The organism is Meridianimarinicoccus zhengii (assembly GCF_003254465.1).
Lineage (GTDB): Bacteria > Pseudomonadota > Alphaproteobacteria > Rhodobacterales > Rhodobacteraceae > Meridianimarinicoccus > Meridianimarinicoccus zhengii.
On record NZ_QDFI01000028.1, the window covers coordinates 1 to 16,807 of the forward strand.

Consider the following 16,807-nt stretch of genomic DNA (forward strand, 5'->3'; position numbering starts at 1 on the left):
GGGCGCGCCCGTGGTGCCGGGGGTCGCGCCGGACGCGGCCACGCGTGACGGGAGCAGCAGCAGTTCGCCCTGGCGCAGCCGCGCATCGGCCGGCAGGCCGTTGGCATCGGCCAGCGCGTCGGGTCCCAGCCCCAGCCGCCCGGCCATGGCGCGCACCGTATCGTCAGGCTGTGCCACAGCGACCTGGTAATTCGGATAGGAGATCACGCCGCGCGCATCGGGTTCCGGGCGCGGCGCGGTGGGCGCACGCGTTTCCGTTTCGGGCGGCCCGCTGATGAGGTCGAATCCGCCGGGCAGGGACAGGCTGCTGCATCCTGCAAGCAGCGCGGCCAGCGCCAGTGGCGCCATGCGGCGCAGGACGCGGGTCGGATCGGGATCGGCCATGGTCATCTCTCGCGTGCCTCATGATGCCCCGCTCTGTGGCGGGTTCGGTTGCAATGCGCGGTCCCGGCGGGATCAGCCATCGCCCAGCCCCTCGATCAAGGGCACGAAACGCACGGCGCCGAGTTCGTCATACTCGAACCCGGTCTCGGTGCGGGTGACCTTGACCAGCGTCTGGACGGTGTCGGACTGGCCCACCGGCACGACCATGATACCCCCCGTGCGCAATTGCGCCAAGAGCGGACCGGGCGGGTCCTCGGCCGCGGCGGTGACGAGGATGCGATCGAACGGTGCCTGCTGCGGCAGCCCGTGGCTGCCATCTGCGGTGAAGACGGTGATGTTGGCCATGTCGAGCGCGCGAAACCGCGCCTGTGCGGCCTCGGCCAGTTGGCGGAACCGTTCGACCGTGTAGACGCGCCGCGCGAGACGGCTGAGCACCGCCGCCTGGTATCCCGACCCGGTGCCGATCTCCAGCACCGTGTCCCGCGGTCCGACCCGCAAGGCCTGCGTCATCAGCCCCACGACCGACGGCTGGCTGATCGTCTGGCCGCATTCGATGGGCAGCGGCATGTCGTCATGGGCACGCGGCGCGAAGGTGCCGCGGATGAACGCGGCGCGGTCGGTCTTTTCCAGCGCTGTCAGCACCCGGTCGTCGGTGATGCCCTTGGACCGGAGTGTGAAGACGAACTGCGCCAGTTTTTCGGCGGGCCGTTCATCGGGTGCCGTCATTCGAGCCGGTCCTTCAGATCCGCCAGCACCTCGTGCGCGGTCAGATCCGCGCGCAACGGGGTCACGGTGATGTGCCCGGCGATGTTCTCGGCCACGTCGGTGCCGGGTTCGCTGTCCACGTCCTGCGCCGCCCCGCGCACCCACAGGAACCGCCGTCCCGACGGCTCGAGATGCGGTTCGACGGTGAAGAAGGTGTTGGGCCGGAAGCCCTGCCGCGTTACGCGCAGGCCCTTCACGTCCTCCGCGGCGACGGGGGGAAAGTTCACGTTGTAGAACAGGCGGTAGTCCGCGTCGTCCCACATGGCGTGGTCGAGCAGGCGGCGGATCGTGGCGGCACCGTGGGCCGCAGCGGCCTCGAACGGATCGTCGAGGTCATGGGTCCGCGGGCCGAGAAACTGCGACAGCGCCACGGCGGGAAGGCCCTGCAACGCCGCCTCCATCGCACCGCCGACGGTGCCGGAATAGACCACGTTCTCGCCCGAATTGTTGCCCCGGTTTACGCCCGACAGCACAAGGTCCGGGCGTTCGCCCTTCAGCACGTCATGCACGCCGGCAAGAATGCAGTCGGCCGGGGAGCCTTCGGCGGCGAAGCGACGGTCGTCGATCTGGGCGATCATCGTGGGGTGGTTGAAGGTGATCGCGTGACCGACGCCGGATTGTTCGAACGCGGGGGCCACGGTCCAGACTTCGCCATCCGGGCCTGCAAGCTCCGCGGCGATGGCTTCGAGCACCTTCAGCCCCGGTGCGTTGATGCCGTCGTCATTGGTCAGCAGGATGCGCATGATGGGTCTCCGGGGGCCGTTTCGCGGGTGGGGTGTCGTGTGCGTGCTTAGTCTCTCCGCCGGTCCGGGACAAGCGCTCGCCGCGATGCGGCATGGGGCGCCGCCCGCGCGTTCCCGCAACGGACCCGACGGTGCAGCGCGTTGGCCCGGTCGGGGCGCGCGGCCTCGGCGGCCCGGTGTCAGCCCGCCAGCCACGCGGCGCAGAGCCGCTCGCCCTCGTCCCCGGCATGGGCAAGCGCCGCCCGATCCTCACCGGGATAGAACCGGGCGCGGGTGGCGGTGGCCATGGGCGCCGGGGTCTGGATCGCGACCTGCGGGCCGATGCGGGCGGACTCCGCGGCCCAGGATCGCGCCAGCACCATCTGCGCGGCCTTGGTGGCCCCGTAGGCGCCGAAGAACTTGCCGCTGGCGTTCGGGTCGTTGAAGAACACCGCCCGCCCGTCGCGCCCCAGCAAGGGGGCGACATAGACGATCAACCGCCGCGTGGCGTCGGCATTGATGGCGACAGCGCGGGCCCAGTCCTTGTCGTCGATGGACGGCGCGGGCGTCAGGGGGCTGGCGTGGATCGCCGTGTGCACCCAGGCGTGCAGGCGCCCCCAGCGGTCATGGGTCTGGCGGCACAGGTGCTGCATCGCGCCCGCGTCGGTGATGTCGAGCGGGGCGAGCGTCGCCGACCCGCCCGCCGCCTGTATCCGGTCGTCAAGGTCTTCGAGCCCGCCCACGGTGCGCGCGACGGCGATGACGTGAAAGCCGCGCCGTGCCAGCGCCAGCGCATATCCCGCCCCGAGCCCGCGCGAGGCCCCGGTGACGAGCACGGGAAGGGATGTCTGTGTCATGTCCATGGCGTCCGCTTAGGCGGGCGCGCGGGTATGGCGCAAGGGGGATGCTTGACTTTCGGGGAGGGTGCGCGAAAAAGGCCGGTGACACCAACAGATGAGGCGCGCCATGATCCGCAACGAGACATTGACACAGGCGGTGCTGCCGCAATCCGGCCTTGGCGCGAAGATCGCGCTCGTGGTGGCGGGGTCGCTGCTGGTGGCCGCATCCGCGCGGGCCGAGGTGCCCATGTACCCGGTGCCCATGTCGCTGCAGACGCTGGCGATCTCGCTGATCGGTCTGACCTATGGTGCGCGGCTCGCGGCCGTGACGCTGCTCGCCTATCTCGCACAGGGCGCCATGGGGCTGCCCGTGTTCGCGGGCGGGGCTGCCGGGGCGGCTTACATGATGGGGCCGACGGGCGGCTATCTTGTTGGTTTCGTTGGCATGGCTTGGCTCACCGGCTGGCTGGTGGAGCGCGGGCTGGGGCAGGGCGTGCTGCGCCTGTTCGCCGCCGCGCTGATCCCCGCGACGCTGCTGTTCGTGCCGGGTGTGGCATGGCTTTGGGCGATCACGCCGCTCGATCTGAATGGCGCCATCGCGGCGGGCGCGCTGCCGTTTCTGCTGGGCGGTCTGGTCAAGTCGGGCGTCGCGGCGATGATCGCGGCGGGCGGCTGGCAGGCGCTGAAGGCGCGCGGCTGACGCGAACTGGTACAGTCCTGACCGGAACGGGCCGCCCTTCGGGGCGGCTTTTTCGTGTCGGAAACGTGTAGGAGACCTGTAGGAGTCCCGTAGGAGTCGCATATGAATTTCATATGACTCCCGTATGACCCGTGTCGGCCTTCGGCGCGGGCTTGCGGCCTGTCCGCGGCTGGGGCATGGCGGGGACCATGGCAAAACCGATGACCCATACCTGCACCGCCTGCGGCGCGGCCCATGCCAAGTGGTCCGGGCGCTGCGACGCCTGCGGTGCATGGAACACCATCGTCGAGGACCAGCCGCTGACTGCCGGGCCCGGACCGGGGCGCGGCGCGGGCGGGCTGGTGCGCGGCAAGGCCGTGGCGCTCGTGCCGCTGACGGGCGAGGACGCGCCGCCGCCGCGCACGGAGTCGCGGGTGGCGGAGCTGGACCGAGTGCTGGGCGGCGGGCTGGTGCCTGCCTCGGCCACGCTGGTGGGCGGCGATCCCGGCATCGGGAAATCGACGCTGCTGCTGCAGGCGGCGGCGGCGTTTTCCCGCCGGGGTCTGGCGACCGTCTATGTCTCGGGCGAGGAATCGACCGCGCAGGTGCGGATGCGCGCCGCGCGGCTGGGGCTGGCCGATGCCGCCGTGCGGCTGGCGGCGGAAACGAACCTGCGCGATATCCTGACGACGCTGGAGACGGAGGCCCCGGCGCTGGTGATCGTCGATTCGATCCAGACCATGTGGCTCGATACCGTGGACTCGGCGCCGGGGTCGGTGTCGCAGGTCCGCGCGGTGGCGCATGAATTGACGACCTTCGCCAAGCGGCGCGGGATCGCGGTGGTGCTGGTCGGGCACGTGACCAAGGACGGCCAGATCGCCGGGCCGCGCGTGGTCGAGCACATGGTCGATACGGTGCTCTATTTCGAGGGCGAACGGGGGCATCCGTTCCGCATCCTGCGCAGCGTCAAGAACCGCTTCGGCCCCGCGGACGAGATCGGCGTGTTCGAGATGACCGGCAAGGGGCTGGCGCAGGTCGCCAACCCGTCGGCGCTGTTCCTCGCCGACCGGGGCTCGCCTGCCGCCGGGTCGGCGGTGTTCGCGGGGATCGAGGGCACGCGGCCCGTGCTCTGCGAATTCCAGGCGCTGATCGCGCCCGCGCCCCATGGCTCCCCCCGCCGCAGCGTCGTGGGCTGGGATGGCGGGCGGCTGGCGATGATCCTCGCGGTGCTGGAATCGCGCGCGGGCATCCCCTTCGCGGGGCTCGACGTCTATCTCAACGTGGCCGGCGGGTTGCGGGTGTCCGAGCCTGCGGCGGATCTGGCGGTGGCCGCGGCGCTGCTGTCCGCGCGCGAGGACATCGCCCTGCCGCCCGAGACGGTGGTTTTCGGCGAGATCAGCCTGTCCGGCGCGGTCCGTCCCGTCACGCAGGCGGAAAACAGGTTGAAAGAGGCGGAGAAACTTGGTTTTTCCAAGGCGATCCTGCCCGCGGGGGGCAAGGGCGTGGCGAGTGCCGCGATGCAACTGTCCCCGCAGGCCGATCTGACCGGCTTTGTCGGTGATATTTTCGGGGCCGGTTAGCGCGGTGCAAGGGAGAAGGTGATGGACGGTTTCACCGTTGTGGATGGGGTGGTTGCGGCCGTCATCGTGGTTTCGGCGCTTCTGGCCTATTCCCGCGGTTTCGTGCGTGAGGGGATGGCCATCGCGGGTTGGGTCGCGGCAGCGATCCTTGCGTTTCTGTTCGCGGCACAGGCCGAGCCGCTTGTGAAGGAAATTCCCTATGTCGGCGATTTCCTGCGCGGGTCGTGCGAATTGTCGATCATCGCCGCCTTCTCGGTCGTCTTCGCGCTGGCGCTGGTGGTCGTGTCGCTGTTCACGCCGCTGTTTTCGACGGTGGTCCAGCGGTCCGCGCTGGGGGGGATCGACCAGGGGCTGGGATTCGTCTTCGGCGCGCTGCGGGGCATCCTGTTGGTGGCCGTGGCGCTGGTGGTCTATGACCGCGTGGTCGCCGGAAGCCCGGTGCAGATGATCGAGGACAGCCGCACCGTGCAGGTTTTCGACAGCGTGTCGAGCGATCTGAACGCCTGGGTGCCCGAGGATGCGCCGGGCTGGATCCTGCTGCGCTACGAGGAGCTGGTGGGCAGCTGCGGCACCGACGCATAAGCGCCGGTGCCTGTTGGGGCGGTCACGCCTCGTTGGTGGACACCTTCGCGTCGCTGTCGCCTTCGGCCACCAGCCCGAGCGGACGCCCGGCGGTCAGCGGCCAGCGCGCGCCCAGAAGCCGCTTGCGGTCGATCCGCATCACGTTGACGCTGTCGGACTGGTTGCCGCCAAGCACGTGGTAATGGGTCGCGTCCTCGCCGTGGTAGAAGCCGACATGGCCCTGCCAGCCGCTTTTCTTGCCGCGCCAGAACACGAGCACCGCGCCGACCTGCGGGGTGCAGTCCTCGCCGAAGCGCAGCCATTGCCGCGCGCCGAGCGGGTTGGCGGGTAGGGGTTCGTCGCCCAGCGAAGACCCGATGCAATGGCCCACGAACAGCCCGCACCACGGGATGTCGTCGCCGCTGTAGTCGATGTCGATCGTGTCGGCCATCGCGAGGATGACCTCGTTCGATTTCGACCCGGCGATCTCGCGCGTGCCGACGAGGCGGATCGCCTCGGCATACCAGGGCATGTCGTCGGTGGCGGGGCGTTCGCCGGGGGCGTCCGGTCCGAACAACGCGGCGCGGGTGCGCGGCCCCACGATGCCGTCGGCCACCAGCCCGCGGGATTCCTGGAACCGCTTGACCGCGCCCACGGTCATGCGACCGCGAATCCCGTCGATGGGGCCGGGGTTGAAGCCGAGCTTCACCAGCCGCCGCTGCACGTTCTTCCAATCGTCTGGGGTCATGGCGCCCTCCTGTCGGTAAGCCGGTCGAAACATGCCGGTCAAAACGTGGTTAACGCCGCCAGCTTAACGCAGTTCCAAGATTTGCGCAGGTGCGGAAATCCTGCGCAGGCGGGCGGCGGTGCCTGTGCGCGGGCCGCGCCGATGCCGCCGCCATGTGATCGTTTCGTGACAGCGCCGGGGCATTGGGTTAAGGGTGCGCCGTCCCCAGTGGAATCGGAGCCTGCGCCCGTGTCGCATGATGCCCTGTCCGTGCCGCCGCACGACGATCGACCCCGTAACCTGCCCCGCCACCCGTTCGACCCCGATGGCGACAAGCTGCGCGAGGAGTGCGGCGTCTTCGGGGTGATCGGCACATCCGAGGCCGCGAATTTCGTGGCGCTCGGGCTGCACGCGCTTCAGCATCGCGGGCAGGAGGCGGGCGGGATCGTCAGCCATCACCCGGAGTTCGGGTTCAATTCCGTGCGCCGCTTCGGCTATATCCGCGACAGTTTCACCAAGCAGTCGGTGATGGACACGCTGCCGGGGTCGCTGGCGATCGGGCATGTGCGGTATTCGACGGCGGGGTCCAAGGGCAACACGCAGATCCGCGACGTGCAGCCGTTCTTCGGCGAGTTCTCCATGGGCGGGGCGGCGATCGCCCATAACGGTAACATCACCAACGCGGATGCGCTGCGGCGCGAGCTGATCGAGCGCGGGTCGATCTTTCAGTCGAGCAGCGACAGCGAATGCATCATCCACCTGATGGCGCGGTCGCTGCAGCGCGACATCCCCGAGCGGATGAAGGACGCGCTGCGCCGGGTGGAGGGGGCGTTCTCGGTCGTGGCGATGACGCGCACCAAGCTGATCGGTGTGCGCGATCCGCTTGGCGTGCGGCCGCTGGTGCTGGGGCGCGTGGGCGACGGCTATGCGCTGTCGTCGGAGACCTGTGCCCTGGACATCATCGGGGCGGAACTGATCCGCGAGATCGAACCGGGCGAGATGGTCGTGATCTCGGGCGACGAGGTGCAGAGCTATTTCCCGTTCGAACGCAAGGCGGGGCGGTTCTGCATCTTCGAGCATGTCTATTTCTCGCGCCCCGATTCCATCCTCGGCGGGCGGTCGGTCTATGAGACGCGCCGCGCCATCGGGGTGGAACTGGCGAAGGAAGCCCCGGTCGACGCCGACATGGTGATCCCCGTGCCCGACAGCGGCACGCCCGCCGCGGTGGGTTATGCCGCCGAAAGCGGGCTGCCCTTCACGCTGGCGATCACCCGCAACCAGTACATGGGCCGGACCTTCATCGAACCCACCGAGCAGATCCGCAACATGGGCGTGCGGCTGAAGCTGAACGTGAACCGCGCGCTGGTGGCGGGCAAGCGCGTGATCCTTGTGGATGATAGCGTGGTGCGCGGCACCACCAGCCGCAAGATCAAGGAAATGGTGCTGGATGCGGGGGCGGCCGAGGTGCATTTCCGGATCGCGTCGCCGCCCACGGCATGGCCCTGTTTCTACGGGGTGGACACGCCGGAACGCGGCAAGCTGCTGGCGGCGAACATGTCCGAGGACGAGATGCGCGATTACCTCGGCGTGGACAGCCTGCGTTTCATCTCGCTCGACGGGCTTTACCGCGCGGTGGGCGAAGCAGGCGGGCGCGACCCCAAGGCGCCGCGCTATTGCGATGCGTGCTTTTCTGGCGATTACCCGGTGGTACCTGCCGACATGATCGCGCGCGGGTTCGAACTGAAGACAGCGGCGGAATAGCAGCTGCGCGGCGGGTTCATGCCTCCGGCGGGGATATTTCCGGACAGAAGATGACCCCGCCTTTGCGCCATGCGACCTTTGGGCCGGGGCAGGCGCCTTGCCCGCCGCGCCGCGGCGCGGGATAACCGGGCGCAAGCCACAGGGGAGTTTTCCATGATCGGTCGTCTGAACCATGTCGCCATCGCCGTGCCGGACCTGGAGGCCGCGCGGGCGCAGTACCGCGATGCGCTGGGGGCCATGGTGGGCGCGCCGCAGGACGAACCGGACCACGGGGTAACGGTGGTGTTCATCGAACTGCCGAACACCAAGATCGAATTGCTGTATCCGCTGGGCGAGGACAGCCCGATCAAGGGGTTCCTTGAAAAGAATCCGGCGGGCGGTATCCATCACATCTGCTACGAGGTGGACGACATCATCGCTGCGCGCGACAATCTGGCGGCCACGGGCGCGCGGGTGCTGGGCAACGGCGAGCCGAAGATCGGCGCCCACGGCAAGCCGGTGCTGTTCCTGCACCCGAAGGATTTCAACGGCTGTCTCGTGGAACTGGAGCAGGTATGAGCGTCACCTCCGCCATCGTCCTGTTCGCCGTGATCTGGTTCATGGTGTTCTTCGTCGTGCTGCCCCTGCGCCTGACCACGCAGGGCGACGAGGGGAAGATCGTGCCGGGCACCCATGCGTCGGCCCCATCGAATCCGCAGATGTGGCGCCGGGCGCGGCTGACGACATACTGGGCGGTGGGTCTGTGGATCGTCATCGGCGGCACGATCCTGTCAGGGGCTATTACCGTGCGCGACATCGACATCATGGGGCGGATGGGGCCCGAGAGCTTCCGGGCGGAGTGATCGGGGCGGACCCCGCGATGGGCCGCGCACGATCCCACGCGAGGTAGAACACTGCGGCCCATGCGGTATAGGCCAGCGTGAGCATTGCGTTGAGCGCGAGCGTGTCCCACAGCCCGTGCCCGCCCAGCCCCATCAGGATCGGGATACCCACCGCCGTGAGCGCCAGTTCGTGGCTGATCGCGTGCGCCAGCCGCGCGCGGGGGCCGCGCTGGCAGGCGGTGCGCCCGGTCCGGCGCAGGTCGATCCGGTCATAGACCGCGTTGTGCAGTGGCCCGGCCAGAAGACAGCCAAGCGCCAGCATGGCCATGAGCGCCGCACTTTCGCCGGTGCCGTGCCCGGTGATGGCACTATAGGCGGGCAACACCAGCGCGAGGCCGCCGAGTTCGAACAGCAGCGTCTGCGCGATGCGTTCCTGCAGCGGGCGCAGCAGATGGGCGTTTTCGGGGCGCGTTGAGCATGGCATGCCCGCCTATTGGGCGAGTTGCGGATGATTTTCCGTATCGCGGCGCACGTTTGCGCCGGGTGCGCAGGTCGGGATATCCGGACCCGGCGGGCCGGTCAGCCCCGCGCGTCGAGCCGGTGGAACAGGTGCGTGAACGTCGCCGCGCCCAGCACCGGCACCACGAGGTTCAGCACCGGCACGGTCAGCGGCACGGCCATGATCGCCCCGGCGAGCCAGATGCGCCCGCCATGGCGGCGGCGCAGGCGGCGGGCGCCGGGTTCGTCCAGATGGCGCAGCGCGGCGAGCATGAAATACTCGCGCCCCAGCAGGAACCCGTTCAGCCCCCAGAAGATCAGCGGGGCCGCGGGCGGGAGCATCAGGTAAAGCACCAGTGCGCAGAGGTTCGCAAGAACGATCACGCCGAGAAACCGCAGGCTGTCGGCGATGGCCGACAGGATCGGCGCGGCGGGGCGTGCGGTGGCGTCGGGGTAGTGGCGTGCCTCGACCGCCGCCGCGACATCGTCGAGGAAGATGCCGGTGAAGGCCGACGCGACCGGGACCATCAGCACGGTGGACAGCGCCAGCACCCCCAACACGGACAGGCCCGACGCAAGGCTGTCGAGGAATGTCAGCTCGCCCACCAGCGGCAGGGACACGGTATCGGGCACGAGCCAGCCGACCAGCCAGCCCATCCCGGCCGCCATGGCCACCAGCAGCGCGAGCGTCAGCCCGAGCCCACGCAGCAGCACGCCGCGGAAGGTCGGGTCGCCCGCCTGCGCGAGCGCGCGGGATATGGCGGCGAAGATCACGTGTCGCGCCAGTCGGTGATGGCGTCGAGATCCGGGCGTGGCCGGTCCGGCGGGGCGCTGGTTTCGGTGCCGACATGGATGAAGCCCGCGACGGTTTCATGGGGCGCGAGGCCGAGCGCGCGGGCGCGGAAATCGGGGTCGTGCGCGCCCCAGCCCGACAGCCAGTTGGCCCCCCAGCCCGACGCGAGCGCGGCGTTCAGCAGCGACAGGCAGACCGCGCCCGCCGACAGGGTCTGCTCGATCCCGGGGATCTTGTCGGAGGGTTTCGGCGACGCGATCACCGCGACGCACAGCCCCGAGCGCGCGAACTGGTCGGCGAACTTGGCGATATCCTCGGGCGGGCGGGCCTGTGCGGTGCCGATCTCGTGGGCGGCATCGGCCAGCCGGTCGTTGGCGTCGCGCCCCAGCACGATGAAACGCCACGGCTCCAGCTTGCCATGGTCGGGCGTACGTGCGGCGGCGGTCAGGATCGGTCGCAGGTCCGCGCGGCCGGGCCATGGCGCACCGAGCGTCTTGGCAGGGCGCGAGCGGCGGTTCAGCAGGAAATCGAGCGCGGCGGGGTTCGGGTCGGGCATGGCGGGCTTTCGGTTGCGGGGTCTGTCCGGGTAGACCTGTGCCATCGGGGCCCAAGCTGCAAGGGGTCTGCAAGGGGGCTGCGATGGACGGCAGACGGATCGCGGTGCGGGTCACGCCGCGCGCGGCGCGCGCGCGGATCGAGGTCGGGCCGGACGGGGCCTTGCGCGCCCATGTGACGGTGCCGCCGGAAGGGGGCAAGGCCAACGCGGCGGTGCGCGCGCTACTGGCGGAACACCTGGGCGTAGCGCCGTCGCGGTTGCGGTTGTGGCGCGGGGCGAAGGCGCGGGACAAGGTGTTCGTGCTGGATTAGCGCACGGGCTTGTTCGGGGTCAGCCGGTAGACGCCTTCGGGCAGGTTGAGCGCCGCGGCAAGGTCGCGCACCTGCGATAGCGTGAAGGTGATGCGCAGCGTGTCGTCGCGGCGCGGGTCGAACTGTTCGACCGTCACGCAATCCTCGAAGGCCTGCACGGTGATGTCCTCGGACAGGGGGGCCGCGCTGTCATCGACCAGCGTGATGACGGTGGCGTCGAAATCGTGCTCGATGGAAAACATGGGGGCGCCTCTGCTGCGGGGTCTGACCGGAGGCTAGGGGATTGGCGCGCCCGGCTCAACGGCCCGCTTGCGCGGCGGCGCGGCGCACCCGGCGGCGGTGCAGGGCGTAAAGCGCGGGCGCGGCCAGCCCTTCGTAGACCAGCGTGGCGAACTGGCGCAGACCCGGCAGCGCCACGATGCGCGCCAGCGGGCGGAAGCGCGGCATGGCCGACCAGAGCGCGAGGAAGGCGGGGGTGCCCGCCAGAAGCGTGCCGTCGTCGATCACGTGGAGCCGCTGGGCGGCGTCTTCGGGCGTCAGGCCGAGCGCGCCGAGATCGGTGCGGTCGAGATCGCGGAACGCCACGGGCAGCGCCCGGGCGTCGCAGTACCGCCGGTAGCCCGCGATCTCGCGCGAACAGATCGGGCAGTTGGCGTTGTAGATGACGATTGTGGATGCGGTCATGGGCGTTAGATAGGGTGCTATGGGACAAGACAAGCGGAGACCGGCGTTGGCGACGGGATGGCGGAACGGGATGGCGTGGCTGGCGGCAGCGGTTCTGTTGGGCGGATGCGCCGTGCAGGCCCCGCCGCCGCCGCGTGAAGCCGCGCCCGTCGCCGCCCGGACCACGGTTGCGCCGGGGGCCAAGCTGCCCTTCGCCCAGGTCGTGGCGCGGGTCGAGCCGGTGGCCGAGGATCTGTGCCGCCGCCGGGGCACCGTGCGGGACTGCGATTTCCGCATCATCTATGACGACCGGCCGGGCGTGCCCGCCAACGCGTTCCAGACCCGCGACGACCGTGGAAGACCCATCCTGATCGTCACCGGCCCGCTGGTGCGCGAGACGCGCAATGCCCATGAACTCGCCTTCGTGCTGGGGCACGAGGCCGCGCACCATATCGAGGGCCACCTCGACCGCCAGCAGGCCAGCGCGGTCTGGGGCGCCGTGCTGATCGGGTCGGTGATCGCGGCGTCGGGCGGCGATCCGTCCAGCGTCGAGGCGGCACAACGGCTTGGTGCGCAGGCGGGATCGCGCGTGTTCTCGAAAGAGTTCGAGCTGGAGGCCGATGCGCTTGGCACGGTCATCGCCGCGCGGTCGGGTTTCGACCCGGTGCAGGGGGCGGCGTTCTTCGCGCGGATCCCCGATCCGGGGGACCGGTTCCTCGGTTCGCACCCCCCGAACGCGGCTCGCCAGCAGGTCGTGCGCGACACGGCGGCGCGGCTGTCGGTGCAATAGCGGCTTGATCTGGATCAAGGCGCGGGGGGAAGCGGGGCGACAGGCTGGCCGGGCAATCCGCCATCGCAGCCCGGAGGTTTCCCATGTCCCGCACCGATCCGAAGCCCCTTGGCGACATGGTAACGCATTTGTGGCTGGCGCAATCGATGGCGAGGGCCACGGGCGTCGACCTGGCCGCGCGCCAGGCCGATGGCGCGCTCACCCAGCAGGAATGGGCCGGGATGGTCCACCGCTGCCGGGGCTGCGACTGGGAACGGTCGGGCGGCTGCCATGACCGGCTCGCCAGGCAGGAACCGGGTGCGGCGGTGGTGCCGCAGGCCTGCGCCAACGTGCAGATGTTCGATTTTCTCGGGGCGGCCACGGCGGATGCCGATGCCCGCGAGGCGGGTTGAGGCGCGCGCGGATCAGGCCATCCGGTCGGGAAAAAGGCTCCGGCCCGCATGGGCGCGCGCGGGACCGACAGGACCGTGCGGGCGGCCGGGCATCGGGCGCGCGCCCTGCATGGGCTGGGGCAGGGTGCGGGTGCGTGTCCGGCGCAGGGCAGGCACCGCGCGCCGGTCCCGCAGCCGCAGCGCCACGGCCAGTACCGAGGTGCCGAGGCAGAACAGCTCCGTCAGGAACGCGCCGAGGTTGAAGCTGTAGAGCAGGCTGACCCCGATCAGCGTGGCGGCGGCGATGTTGAGCAGGTAGAAGGCGATCCCTTCGCTCGACAGCCGCCGCAGGCAGAGCGCGATGTCCGCGCCCGCATAGACCACGAACCCGGCCACCCCGAGAAGCGTGGGCAGCGCAAGCCCGAAGGGCAGGCCGAGGGGCAGGGCGGCGTCGGTCAGCATCGGGTCATGTATCCTGTCGGGTCAGCCGCACCCTGACATCCCGTCCGACGGTCCCCAAGTCCGCGATACCCGACCTTTCGGTGCGGCTCCGTGCCGGAGCGCACGTTTCGCGGCGCGCTCAGTGTGCGTCGGGTTCGCCCGTGCAGGCGGCGTGCGCCCAGTCCCCCGTGGCCGGTGTCGCGTCCGCATGGACCCATGTGATCGCGGGCAGGTCATAGGGATGCAGGCGCGCGATCAGGTCGCACAGGGCCGTGCGGCGATCTTCCACCGTGGTCAGCAGCAGAACGGTTTCCGGGTGGGCGTGAATCGCGCCCTGCCATCGGTAGCGGCTTTCGCCGTCAGACAGGGTCGCCGCGGCGGCGAGCCGCGCGTCGATCGCCGCATCGGCGATGCGCGCGGCGCTGTCGGCATCGGGGCAGGGGCAGCGCAGCAAGATGACCGCGCCCCCGGTCATGGGACGATGCGGCCCCAGAGATCGTAGTCGCCTGCCTCGTCGACCTCCACCGTGACGATATCGCCTTGGGTCAGGCCCGCGTGGCCCTCGTCGATGAAGAGGTTGCCGTCGATTTCCGGCGCGTCGGCCATGGTGCGGCAGGTTGCGGCGTCGTCTTCCACCAGGTCCACGATGACCTTCAGGCGCTGGCCCACCCTTGCGGCCAGCTTCGCTTCGGAAATGGCCTGCGCCTTTTCCATGAAGCGGTTCCAGCGGTCCTGTTTGACATCTTCGGGCACGTGATCCGGCAGGGCGTTCGCGCGGGCCCCCGCGACGTTTTCGTACTGGAAACAGCCGACACGGTCGAGCTGCGCCTCGTCCATCCAGTCGAGCAGGGTCTGGAACTCCCCTTCCGTCTCGCCGGGATAGCCGACGATGAAGGTGGAGCGCAGGGTGATGTCCGGGCAGGCCGCGCGCCAGGCCGCGATCTCGTCCAGCGTGCGCGCCGCCGCGGCGGGGCGGGCCATGCGGCGCAGCGTGTCGGGGTGGGCGTGCTGGAACGGGATGTCGAGGTACGGGAGCACGCCCGAGGCCGGGTCGGCCATCAGCGGGATGATCTCGCGCACATGGGGGTAGGGATAGACATAGTGCAGCCGCACCCAAGCCCCGAGCGTGCCAAGGTCGCGGGCGAGATCCACGATGGGGGCCTTCGCGTCGCGGTCGCGCCAGTCCGTGCCATAGGCGGAGGTGTCCTGGCTGATGACCAGAAGCTCGCGCACGCCCGCCGCGACCAGCCGTTCGGCCTCCCGCAGCACAGCCTTGTGGGGGCGGGAGACAAGCTTGCCGCGCATGTCGGGGATGATGCAGAACTTGCAGGCGTGATTGCAGCCTTCGGAAATCTTCAGATAGCTGTAATGGCGTGGCGTCAGCGTGACGGCCTGCGCGGGCAGCAGGTCCACGAAGGGGTCGGGCTGCGGCGGCACCGCGGCGTGGACGGCATCCAGAACGGCCTCGTATTGGTGCGGGCCGGTCACGGCGAGCACGCGCGGATGGGTGCCTGTGATGTAATCGGGTTCGGCGCCAAGGCATCCGGTGACGATCACACGGCCGTTTTCGGCCAGCGCCTCGCCGATCGCCTCGAGGCTTTCGGCCTTGGCGCTGTCGAGGAACCCGCAGGTGTTCACGATCACCGCGTCGGCGCCCGCGTAGTCCGACCCGATGGCGTAGCCTTCGGCGCGCAGGCGGGTGAGGATGCGCTCGCTGTCCACCAGCGCCTTGGGGCAGCCGAGCGAGACCATGCCGATGGCGGGCTGGCCGGGGCGGCGCGCATCGCCGATCCGGGCCTTGGGGGCGAGATCGGGGCGCAGGTCGGGCGGGTTGGCACTCATGACGCGGCTATAGGGCTTGCGCGCGTCCTGTGCAATCGGGACGGCACCGGGCCGGCCAACCGCCCAAGCCCGGCGGCAGCGTTGCCGCAGGGGGTGGCATGGTGTACCTTCAAGCCACCCGAGGGCGTTGCCAGGAGCCCCGCATGCCCGAAGATATCGACTGGTCCGAACAGGACGCGGTTGCCGAGAACGACCCGCCGCCGCTTTATTTCTCGTCGGTGGACGTGGTCACGGACCATGGCGTGCAGAAGCTGAAGTTCACGCGCCCCCGTCACGCGGAGCCACTGAGCGAAAGTGCGGCCACGCTCTATTCGCAGATCGAAGGCACCGCGCAGACCATCCGCGAGCTGGTGCGCAGCAAGGCGCTTGTGGCGTCGCTGTTCCAGCATCTTGCCGGGATCGGGTACCAGGGGCTGGTCGGTCCGAACCCGGACACCGCGTCGCAATTGACTGAATTGCAACGTCTTCGGGTCGAACAGGTCGAACCGCACCTGCGAAAGGCCCGCCGGGTTTACGCGGCGATGACCGTTCTGACGCTGATCGTGACCGCGACCCTTGCGGTGGCGGGGCTGTACGCGCTCTGGATTTACGAGGCGACGATCCTGTCCGCCGCGCAGGCCCGTTTCGCCGCGCCCGGCGGCGTCGCGTCGCAGTCCGTCCTTTCAGGCGTCGATTTCCGGGCCGTACTGTCCGGCACGGCGGCGTTTCTTTTTGGCGTGATCGGTTTCGCGGTGGCGGAGGTCGTCACCGCATTCTACGCCGCACAGCGGGCCAGTCTGGAATCCTATCGCACGAACGACCGGTTCCGGTTCTGGCCGGTGGAGCGTCTCGCCTTCGGTCTCGCGCTGCTGTTCCTGACGCTCGTCTTCGTCGCGGTGGACTGGATCATCCTCGGCGTGGCCGGGACCGAGCTCAAGGATGCCGTGGATGGCAAGCCGCTGCTGGGCGTGATCGTCGGGATCGTGATCGGTCTTGCGTTCGACCGGATCGCGGGACTCCTCGTGACGAAGGCCAAGGACAGCGTGGCGAACACCGGCTGACGGCCGATGTTCCGTTCCACGCTTTCGGTCCCGCCTATCGCCGCCGGTCGCGCCGAGCGCTCATGGGTTGGAAGGCGACGCCGACATGGGCTTCGCAATAGGGTTTGCCCTGTTCCACCGGGAGCCCGCAGAACCAGAAATTCGGCGTGGCCGGATCGCCGATGGGCCATTTGCAGGTCCGTTCCGTCAGTTCCATCAGCGACAGCCGCTTGGCGCGTTTCTCGACTTCGCGCTGGGAGGCGAGGGCCTCGGGGCTGATCTCGTTCGCGGATGGCTGCGGCGGCAGCGGCTGGCCCGCAGGGATGATCTGGCGTCGTGCGGGCACGGAGGGGCGAGGGGCGGTCTCGACCGGGGCGGGGTCCGGGTGCGCCGCGGGGGCGGCGGTATCGGCCGCGGTGGCAGCCGGTGCCGTGTCGGGGGCCACGGTCTCGGTCACGGGCGCGGGCTGGGCCTCGGCCGGATCGCCGGCCGGTGCGGCGCCGCCGGTGCGGTTCGACAGGCCCAGCCGATGGACCTTTCCGATGACGGCATTGCGTGTCACACCGCCAAGTTCCTTGGCGATCTGGCTGGCGCTCTGGCCGTCGGCCCACATCTTCTTCAGCGTCTCGACGCGGTCTTCGGTCCAGGACATGGCATGCCTTGCTTTTCTCGTGTTGCACGGTG

Annotated in this window: 23 protein-coding genes and 1 pseudogene; 10 read left to right on the forward strand and 14 right to left on the reverse strand. The window is 69.7% G+C overall.

All coding sequences use genetic code 11. The features are described from left to right. The 4 genes and pseudogenes from DDE13_RS10570 to DDE13_RS10585 form a co-directional block, all read right to left on the reverse strand. Positions 1-384, reverse strand: a pseudogene (locus tag DDE13_RS10570) (peptidase M23); the annotation flags it as partial. Between the two features lie 72 nt (positions 385-456). Next, on the reverse strand, positions 457-1,110 hold the full coding sequence (locus tag DDE13_RS10575) for a protein-L-isoaspartate(D-aspartate) O-methyltransferase (RefSeq protein WP_111404055.1): 654 nt from the start codon (positions 1,108-1,110) through the stop codon (positions 457-459). Beyond that, positions 1,107-1,892 (reverse strand): 5'/3'-nucleotidase SurE, encoded by a 786-nt coding sequence (surE, locus tag DDE13_RS10580; protein WP_111404056.1) that lies wholly within the window; start codon positions 1,890-1,892, stop codon positions 1,107-1,109. The genes DDE13_RS10575 and surE overlap by 4 nt, the downstream gene beginning before the upstream one ends. Before the next feature lie 179 nt (positions 1,893-2,071). Continuing rightward, complete coding sequence (locus tag DDE13_RS10585) at positions 2,072-2,728, reverse strand: SDR family NAD(P)-dependent oxidoreductase (protein ID WP_111404103.1); 657 nt, start codon at positions 2,726-2,728, stop codon at positions 2,072-2,074. 109 nt (positions 2,729-2,837) lie between these two features. On the opposite strand from DDE13_RS10585, the gene DDE13_RS10590 reads away from it, so the two are divergent. The 3 genes from DDE13_RS10590 (at position 2,838) to DDE13_RS10600 (ending at position 5,551) form a co-directional block, all read left to right on the forward strand. Further along, on the forward strand, positions 2,838-3,410 hold the full coding sequence (locus tag DDE13_RS10590; RefSeq protein WP_235868667.1) for a biotin transporter BioY: 573 nt from the start codon (positions 2,838-2,840) through the stop codon (positions 3,408-3,410). Between the two features lie 188 nt (positions 3,411-3,598). Further along, a complete protein-coding gene (gene radA, locus DDE13_RS10595) occupies positions 3,599-4,969 on the forward strand; it encodes a DNA repair protein RadA (protein WP_111404105.1) in 1,371 nt (456 codons plus the stop codon). Positions 4,970-4,990: 21 nt separating this feature from the next. Continuing rightward, entirely contained in the window at positions 4,991-5,551 is a 561-nt protein-coding gene (locus DDE13_RS10600; protein ID WP_111404057.1) for a CvpA family protein, read from the forward strand. A gap of 22 nt (positions 5,552-5,573) precedes the next feature. Here the strand turns inward: DDE13_RS10600 and DDE13_RS10605 are convergent, their stop codons facing one another. Further along, positions 5,574-6,278 (reverse strand): NlpC/P60 family protein, encoded by a 705-nt coding sequence (locus DDE13_RS10605; protein WP_111404058.1) that lies wholly within the window; start codon positions 6,276-6,278, stop codon positions 5,574-5,576. A 243-nt stretch (positions 6,279-6,521) separates the two neighbouring features. Between DDE13_RS10605 and purF the strand changes: the two genes are divergently transcribed. The 3 genes from purF (at position 6,522) to DDE13_RS10620 (ending at position 8,860) form a co-directional block, all read left to right on the forward strand. Then, a complete protein-coding gene (purF, locus tag DDE13_RS10610; RefSeq protein ID WP_394340298.1) occupies positions 6,522-8,018 on the forward strand; it encodes an amidophosphoribosyltransferase in 1,497 nt (498 codons plus the stop codon). A gap of 153 nt (positions 8,019-8,171) precedes the next feature. Continuing rightward, positions 8,172-8,576 (forward strand): methylmalonyl-CoA epimerase, encoded by a 405-nt coding sequence (gene mce / locus DDE13_RS10615; protein WP_111404060.1) that lies wholly within the window; start codon positions 8,172-8,174, stop codon positions 8,574-8,576. Further along, positions 8,573-8,860, forward strand: coding sequence for a DUF1467 family protein (locus DDE13_RS10620; protein ID WP_111404061.1), 288 nt, complete (start codon positions 8,573-8,575; stop codon positions 8,858-8,860). The genes mce and DDE13_RS10620 overlap by 4 nt, the downstream gene beginning before the upstream one ends. On the opposite strand, the gene DDE13_RS10625 is transcribed toward DDE13_RS10620, so the two are convergent. The 3 genes from DDE13_RS10625 to DDE13_RS10635 all read right to left on the reverse strand — a co-directional run bounded on the left by DDE13_RS10625 (position 8,820) and on the right by DDE13_RS10635 (position 10,686). Next, positions 8,820-9,323 (reverse strand): chlorhexidine efflux transporter, encoded by a 504-nt coding sequence (locus DDE13_RS10625; RefSeq protein WP_111404062.1) that lies wholly within the window; start codon positions 9,321-9,323, stop codon positions 8,820-8,822. The genes DDE13_RS10620 and DDE13_RS10625 overlap by 41 nt on opposite strands. Positions 9,324-9,418: 95 nt before the next feature. Further along, positions 9,419-10,111, reverse strand: a complete 693-nt coding sequence (locus tag DDE13_RS10630; protein WP_111404063.1) for an EI24 domain-containing protein — start codon at positions 10,109-10,111, stop codon at positions 9,419-9,421. Then, positions 10,108-10,686, reverse strand: a complete 579-nt coding sequence (locus DDE13_RS10635; RefSeq protein ID WP_111404064.1) for a nitroreductase family protein — start codon at positions 10,684-10,686, stop codon at positions 10,108-10,110. Before DDE13_RS10635 ends, DDE13_RS10630 begins: the two co-directional genes overlap by 4 nt. A gap of 83 nt (positions 10,687-10,769) precedes the next feature. On the opposite strand from DDE13_RS10635, the gene DDE13_RS10640 reads away from it, so the two are divergent. Then, a complete protein-coding gene (locus tag DDE13_RS10640) occupies positions 10,770-10,997 on the forward strand; it encodes a DUF167 domain-containing protein (RefSeq protein ID WP_111404065.1) in 228 nt (75 codons plus the stop codon). Here DDE13_RS10640 and DDE13_RS10645 read toward each other — a convergent pair. Next, a complete protein-coding gene (locus DDE13_RS10645; protein WP_111404066.1) occupies positions 10,994-11,239 on the reverse strand; it encodes a hypothetical protein in 246 nt (81 codons plus the stop codon). The two genes, DDE13_RS10640 and DDE13_RS10645, sit on opposite strands and share 4 nt — an antisense overlap. A gap of 55 nt (positions 11,240-11,294) precedes the next feature. Then, entirely contained in the window at positions 11,295-11,681 is a 387-nt protein-coding gene (locus tag DDE13_RS10650) for a thiol-disulfide oxidoreductase DCC family protein (protein ID WP_111404067.1), read from the reverse strand. A gap of 46 nt (positions 11,682-11,727) precedes the next feature. On the opposite strand from DDE13_RS10650, the gene DDE13_RS10655 reads away from it, so the two are divergent. Together DDE13_RS10655 and DDE13_RS10660 are read left to right on the forward strand one after the other, a co-directional pair. Further along, a complete protein-coding gene (locus DDE13_RS10655; RefSeq protein ID WP_235868668.1) occupies positions 11,728-12,450 on the forward strand; it encodes a M48 family metallopeptidase in 723 nt (240 codons plus the stop codon). A gap of 83 nt (positions 12,451-12,533) precedes the next feature. After that, positions 12,534-12,842: a DUF6455 family protein gene (locus tag DDE13_RS10660; RefSeq protein ID WP_111404069.1), complete on the forward strand. Its 309-nt coding sequence runs from the start codon at positions 12,534-12,536 to the stop codon at positions 12,840-12,842. 12 nt (positions 12,843-12,854) lie between these two features. Here DDE13_RS10660 and DDE13_RS23205 read toward each other — a convergent pair whose 3' ends face one another. From DDE13_RS23205 to rimO, 3 genes are all read right to left on the reverse strand, one after another. Then, complete coding sequence (locus tag DDE13_RS23205) at positions 12,855-13,283, reverse strand: CBU_0592 family membrane protein (protein WP_111404070.1); 429 nt, start codon at positions 13,281-13,283, stop codon at positions 12,855-12,857. 118 nt (positions 13,284-13,401) lie between these two features. After that, on the reverse strand, positions 13,402-13,737 hold the full coding sequence (gene cutA, locus DDE13_RS10670; protein ID WP_111404071.1) for a divalent cation tolerance protein CutA: 336 nt from the start codon (positions 13,735-13,737) through the stop codon (positions 13,402-13,404). Then, entirely contained in the window at positions 13,734-15,104 is a 1,371-nt protein-coding gene (rimO, locus tag DDE13_RS10675) for a 30S ribosomal protein S12 methylthiotransferase RimO (RefSeq protein ID WP_111404072.1), read from the reverse strand. Before rimO ends, cutA begins: the two co-directional genes overlap by 4 nt. 143 nt (positions 15,105-15,247) lie before the next feature. On the opposite strand from rimO, the gene DDE13_RS10680 reads away from it, so the two are divergent. After that, entirely contained in the window at positions 15,248-16,144 is an 897-nt protein-coding gene (locus DDE13_RS10680; protein ID WP_111404073.1) for a hypothetical protein, read from the forward strand. 34 nt (positions 16,145-16,178) lie between these two features. On the opposite strand, the gene DDE13_RS10685 is transcribed toward DDE13_RS10680, so the two are convergent. Beyond that, positions 16,179-16,775 (reverse strand): GcrA family cell cycle regulator, encoded by a 597-nt coding sequence (locus DDE13_RS10685; protein WP_111404074.1) that lies wholly within the window; start codon positions 16,773-16,775, stop codon positions 16,179-16,181. Positions 16,776-16,807 lie beyond the last annotated feature (32 nt).

Coding starts and splice junctions, on each gene's coding strand:
- surE (WP_111404056.1), bottom strand. CDS start 1,892: ATGCGCATCCTGCTGACCAATGACGACGGCATCAACGCACCGGGGCTG.
- DDE13_RS10680 (WP_111404073.1), top strand. CDS start 15,248: ATGCCCGAAGATATCGACTGGTCCGAACAGGACGCGGTTGCCGAGAAC.
- radA (WP_111404105.1), top strand. CDS start 3,599: ATGGCAAAACCGATGACCCATACCTGCACCGCCTGCGGCGCGGCCCAT.
- rimO (WP_111404072.1), bottom strand. CDS start 15,104: ATGAGTGCCAACCCGCCCGACCTGCGCCCCGATCTCGCCCCCAAGGCC.
- mce (WP_111404060.1), top strand. CDS start 8,172: ATGATCGGTCGTCTGAACCATGTCGCCATCGCCGTGCCGGACCTGGAG.
- DDE13_RS10575 (WP_111404055.1), bottom strand. CDS start 1,110: ATGACGGCACCCGATGAACGGCCCGCCGAAAAACTGGCGCAGTTCGTC.
- DDE13_RS10645 (WP_111404066.1), bottom strand. CDS start 11,239: ATGTTTTCCATCGAGCACGATTTCGACGCCACCGTCATCACGCTGGTC.
- DDE13_RS10600 (WP_111404057.1), top strand. CDS start 4,991: ATGGACGGTTTCACCGTTGTGGATGGGGTGGTTGCGGCCGTCATCGTG.
- DDE13_RS10635 (WP_111404064.1), bottom strand. CDS start 10,686: ATGCCCGACCCGAACCCCGCCGCGCTCGATTTCCTGCTGAACCGCCGC.
- DDE13_RS10650 (WP_111404067.1), bottom strand. CDS start 11,681: ATGACCGCATCCACAATCGTCATCTACAACGCCAACTGCCCGATCTGT.
- DDE13_RS10640 (WP_111404065.1), top strand. CDS start 10,770: ATGGACGGCAGACGGATCGCGGTGCGGGTCACGCCGCGCGCGGCGCGC.
- DDE13_RS10605 (WP_111404058.1), bottom strand. CDS start 6,278: ATGACCCCAGACGATTGGAAGAACGTGCAGCGGCGGCTGGTGAAGCTC.
- DDE13_RS10685 (WP_111404074.1), bottom strand. CDS start 16,775: ATGTCCTGGACCGAAGACCGCGTCGAGACGCTGAAGAAGATGTGGGCC.
- DDE13_RS10625 (WP_111404062.1), bottom strand. CDS start 9,323: ATGCCATGCTCAACGCGCCCCGAAAACGCCCATCTGCTGCGCCCGCTG.
- DDE13_RS10585 (WP_111404103.1), bottom strand. CDS start 2,728: ATGACACAGACATCCCTTCCCGTGCTCGTCACCGGGGCCTCGCGCGGG.
- DDE13_RS10660 (WP_111404069.1), top strand. CDS start 12,534: ATGTCCCGCACCGATCCGAAGCCCCTTGGCGACATGGTAACGCATTTG.
- DDE13_RS10590 (WP_235868667.1), top strand. CDS start 2,838: ATGATCCGCAACGAGACATTGACACAGGCGGTGCTGCCGCAATCCGGC.
- cutA (WP_111404071.1), bottom strand. CDS start 13,737: ATGACCGGGGGCGCGGTCATCTTGCTGCGCTGCCCCTGCCCCGATGCC.
- DDE13_RS23205 (WP_111404070.1), bottom strand. CDS start 13,283: ATGCTGACCGACGCCGCCCTGCCCCTCGGCCTGCCCTTCGGGCTTGCG.
- DDE13_RS10620 (WP_111404061.1), top strand. CDS start 8,573: ATGAGCGTCACCTCCGCCATCGTCCTGTTCGCCGTGATCTGGTTCATG.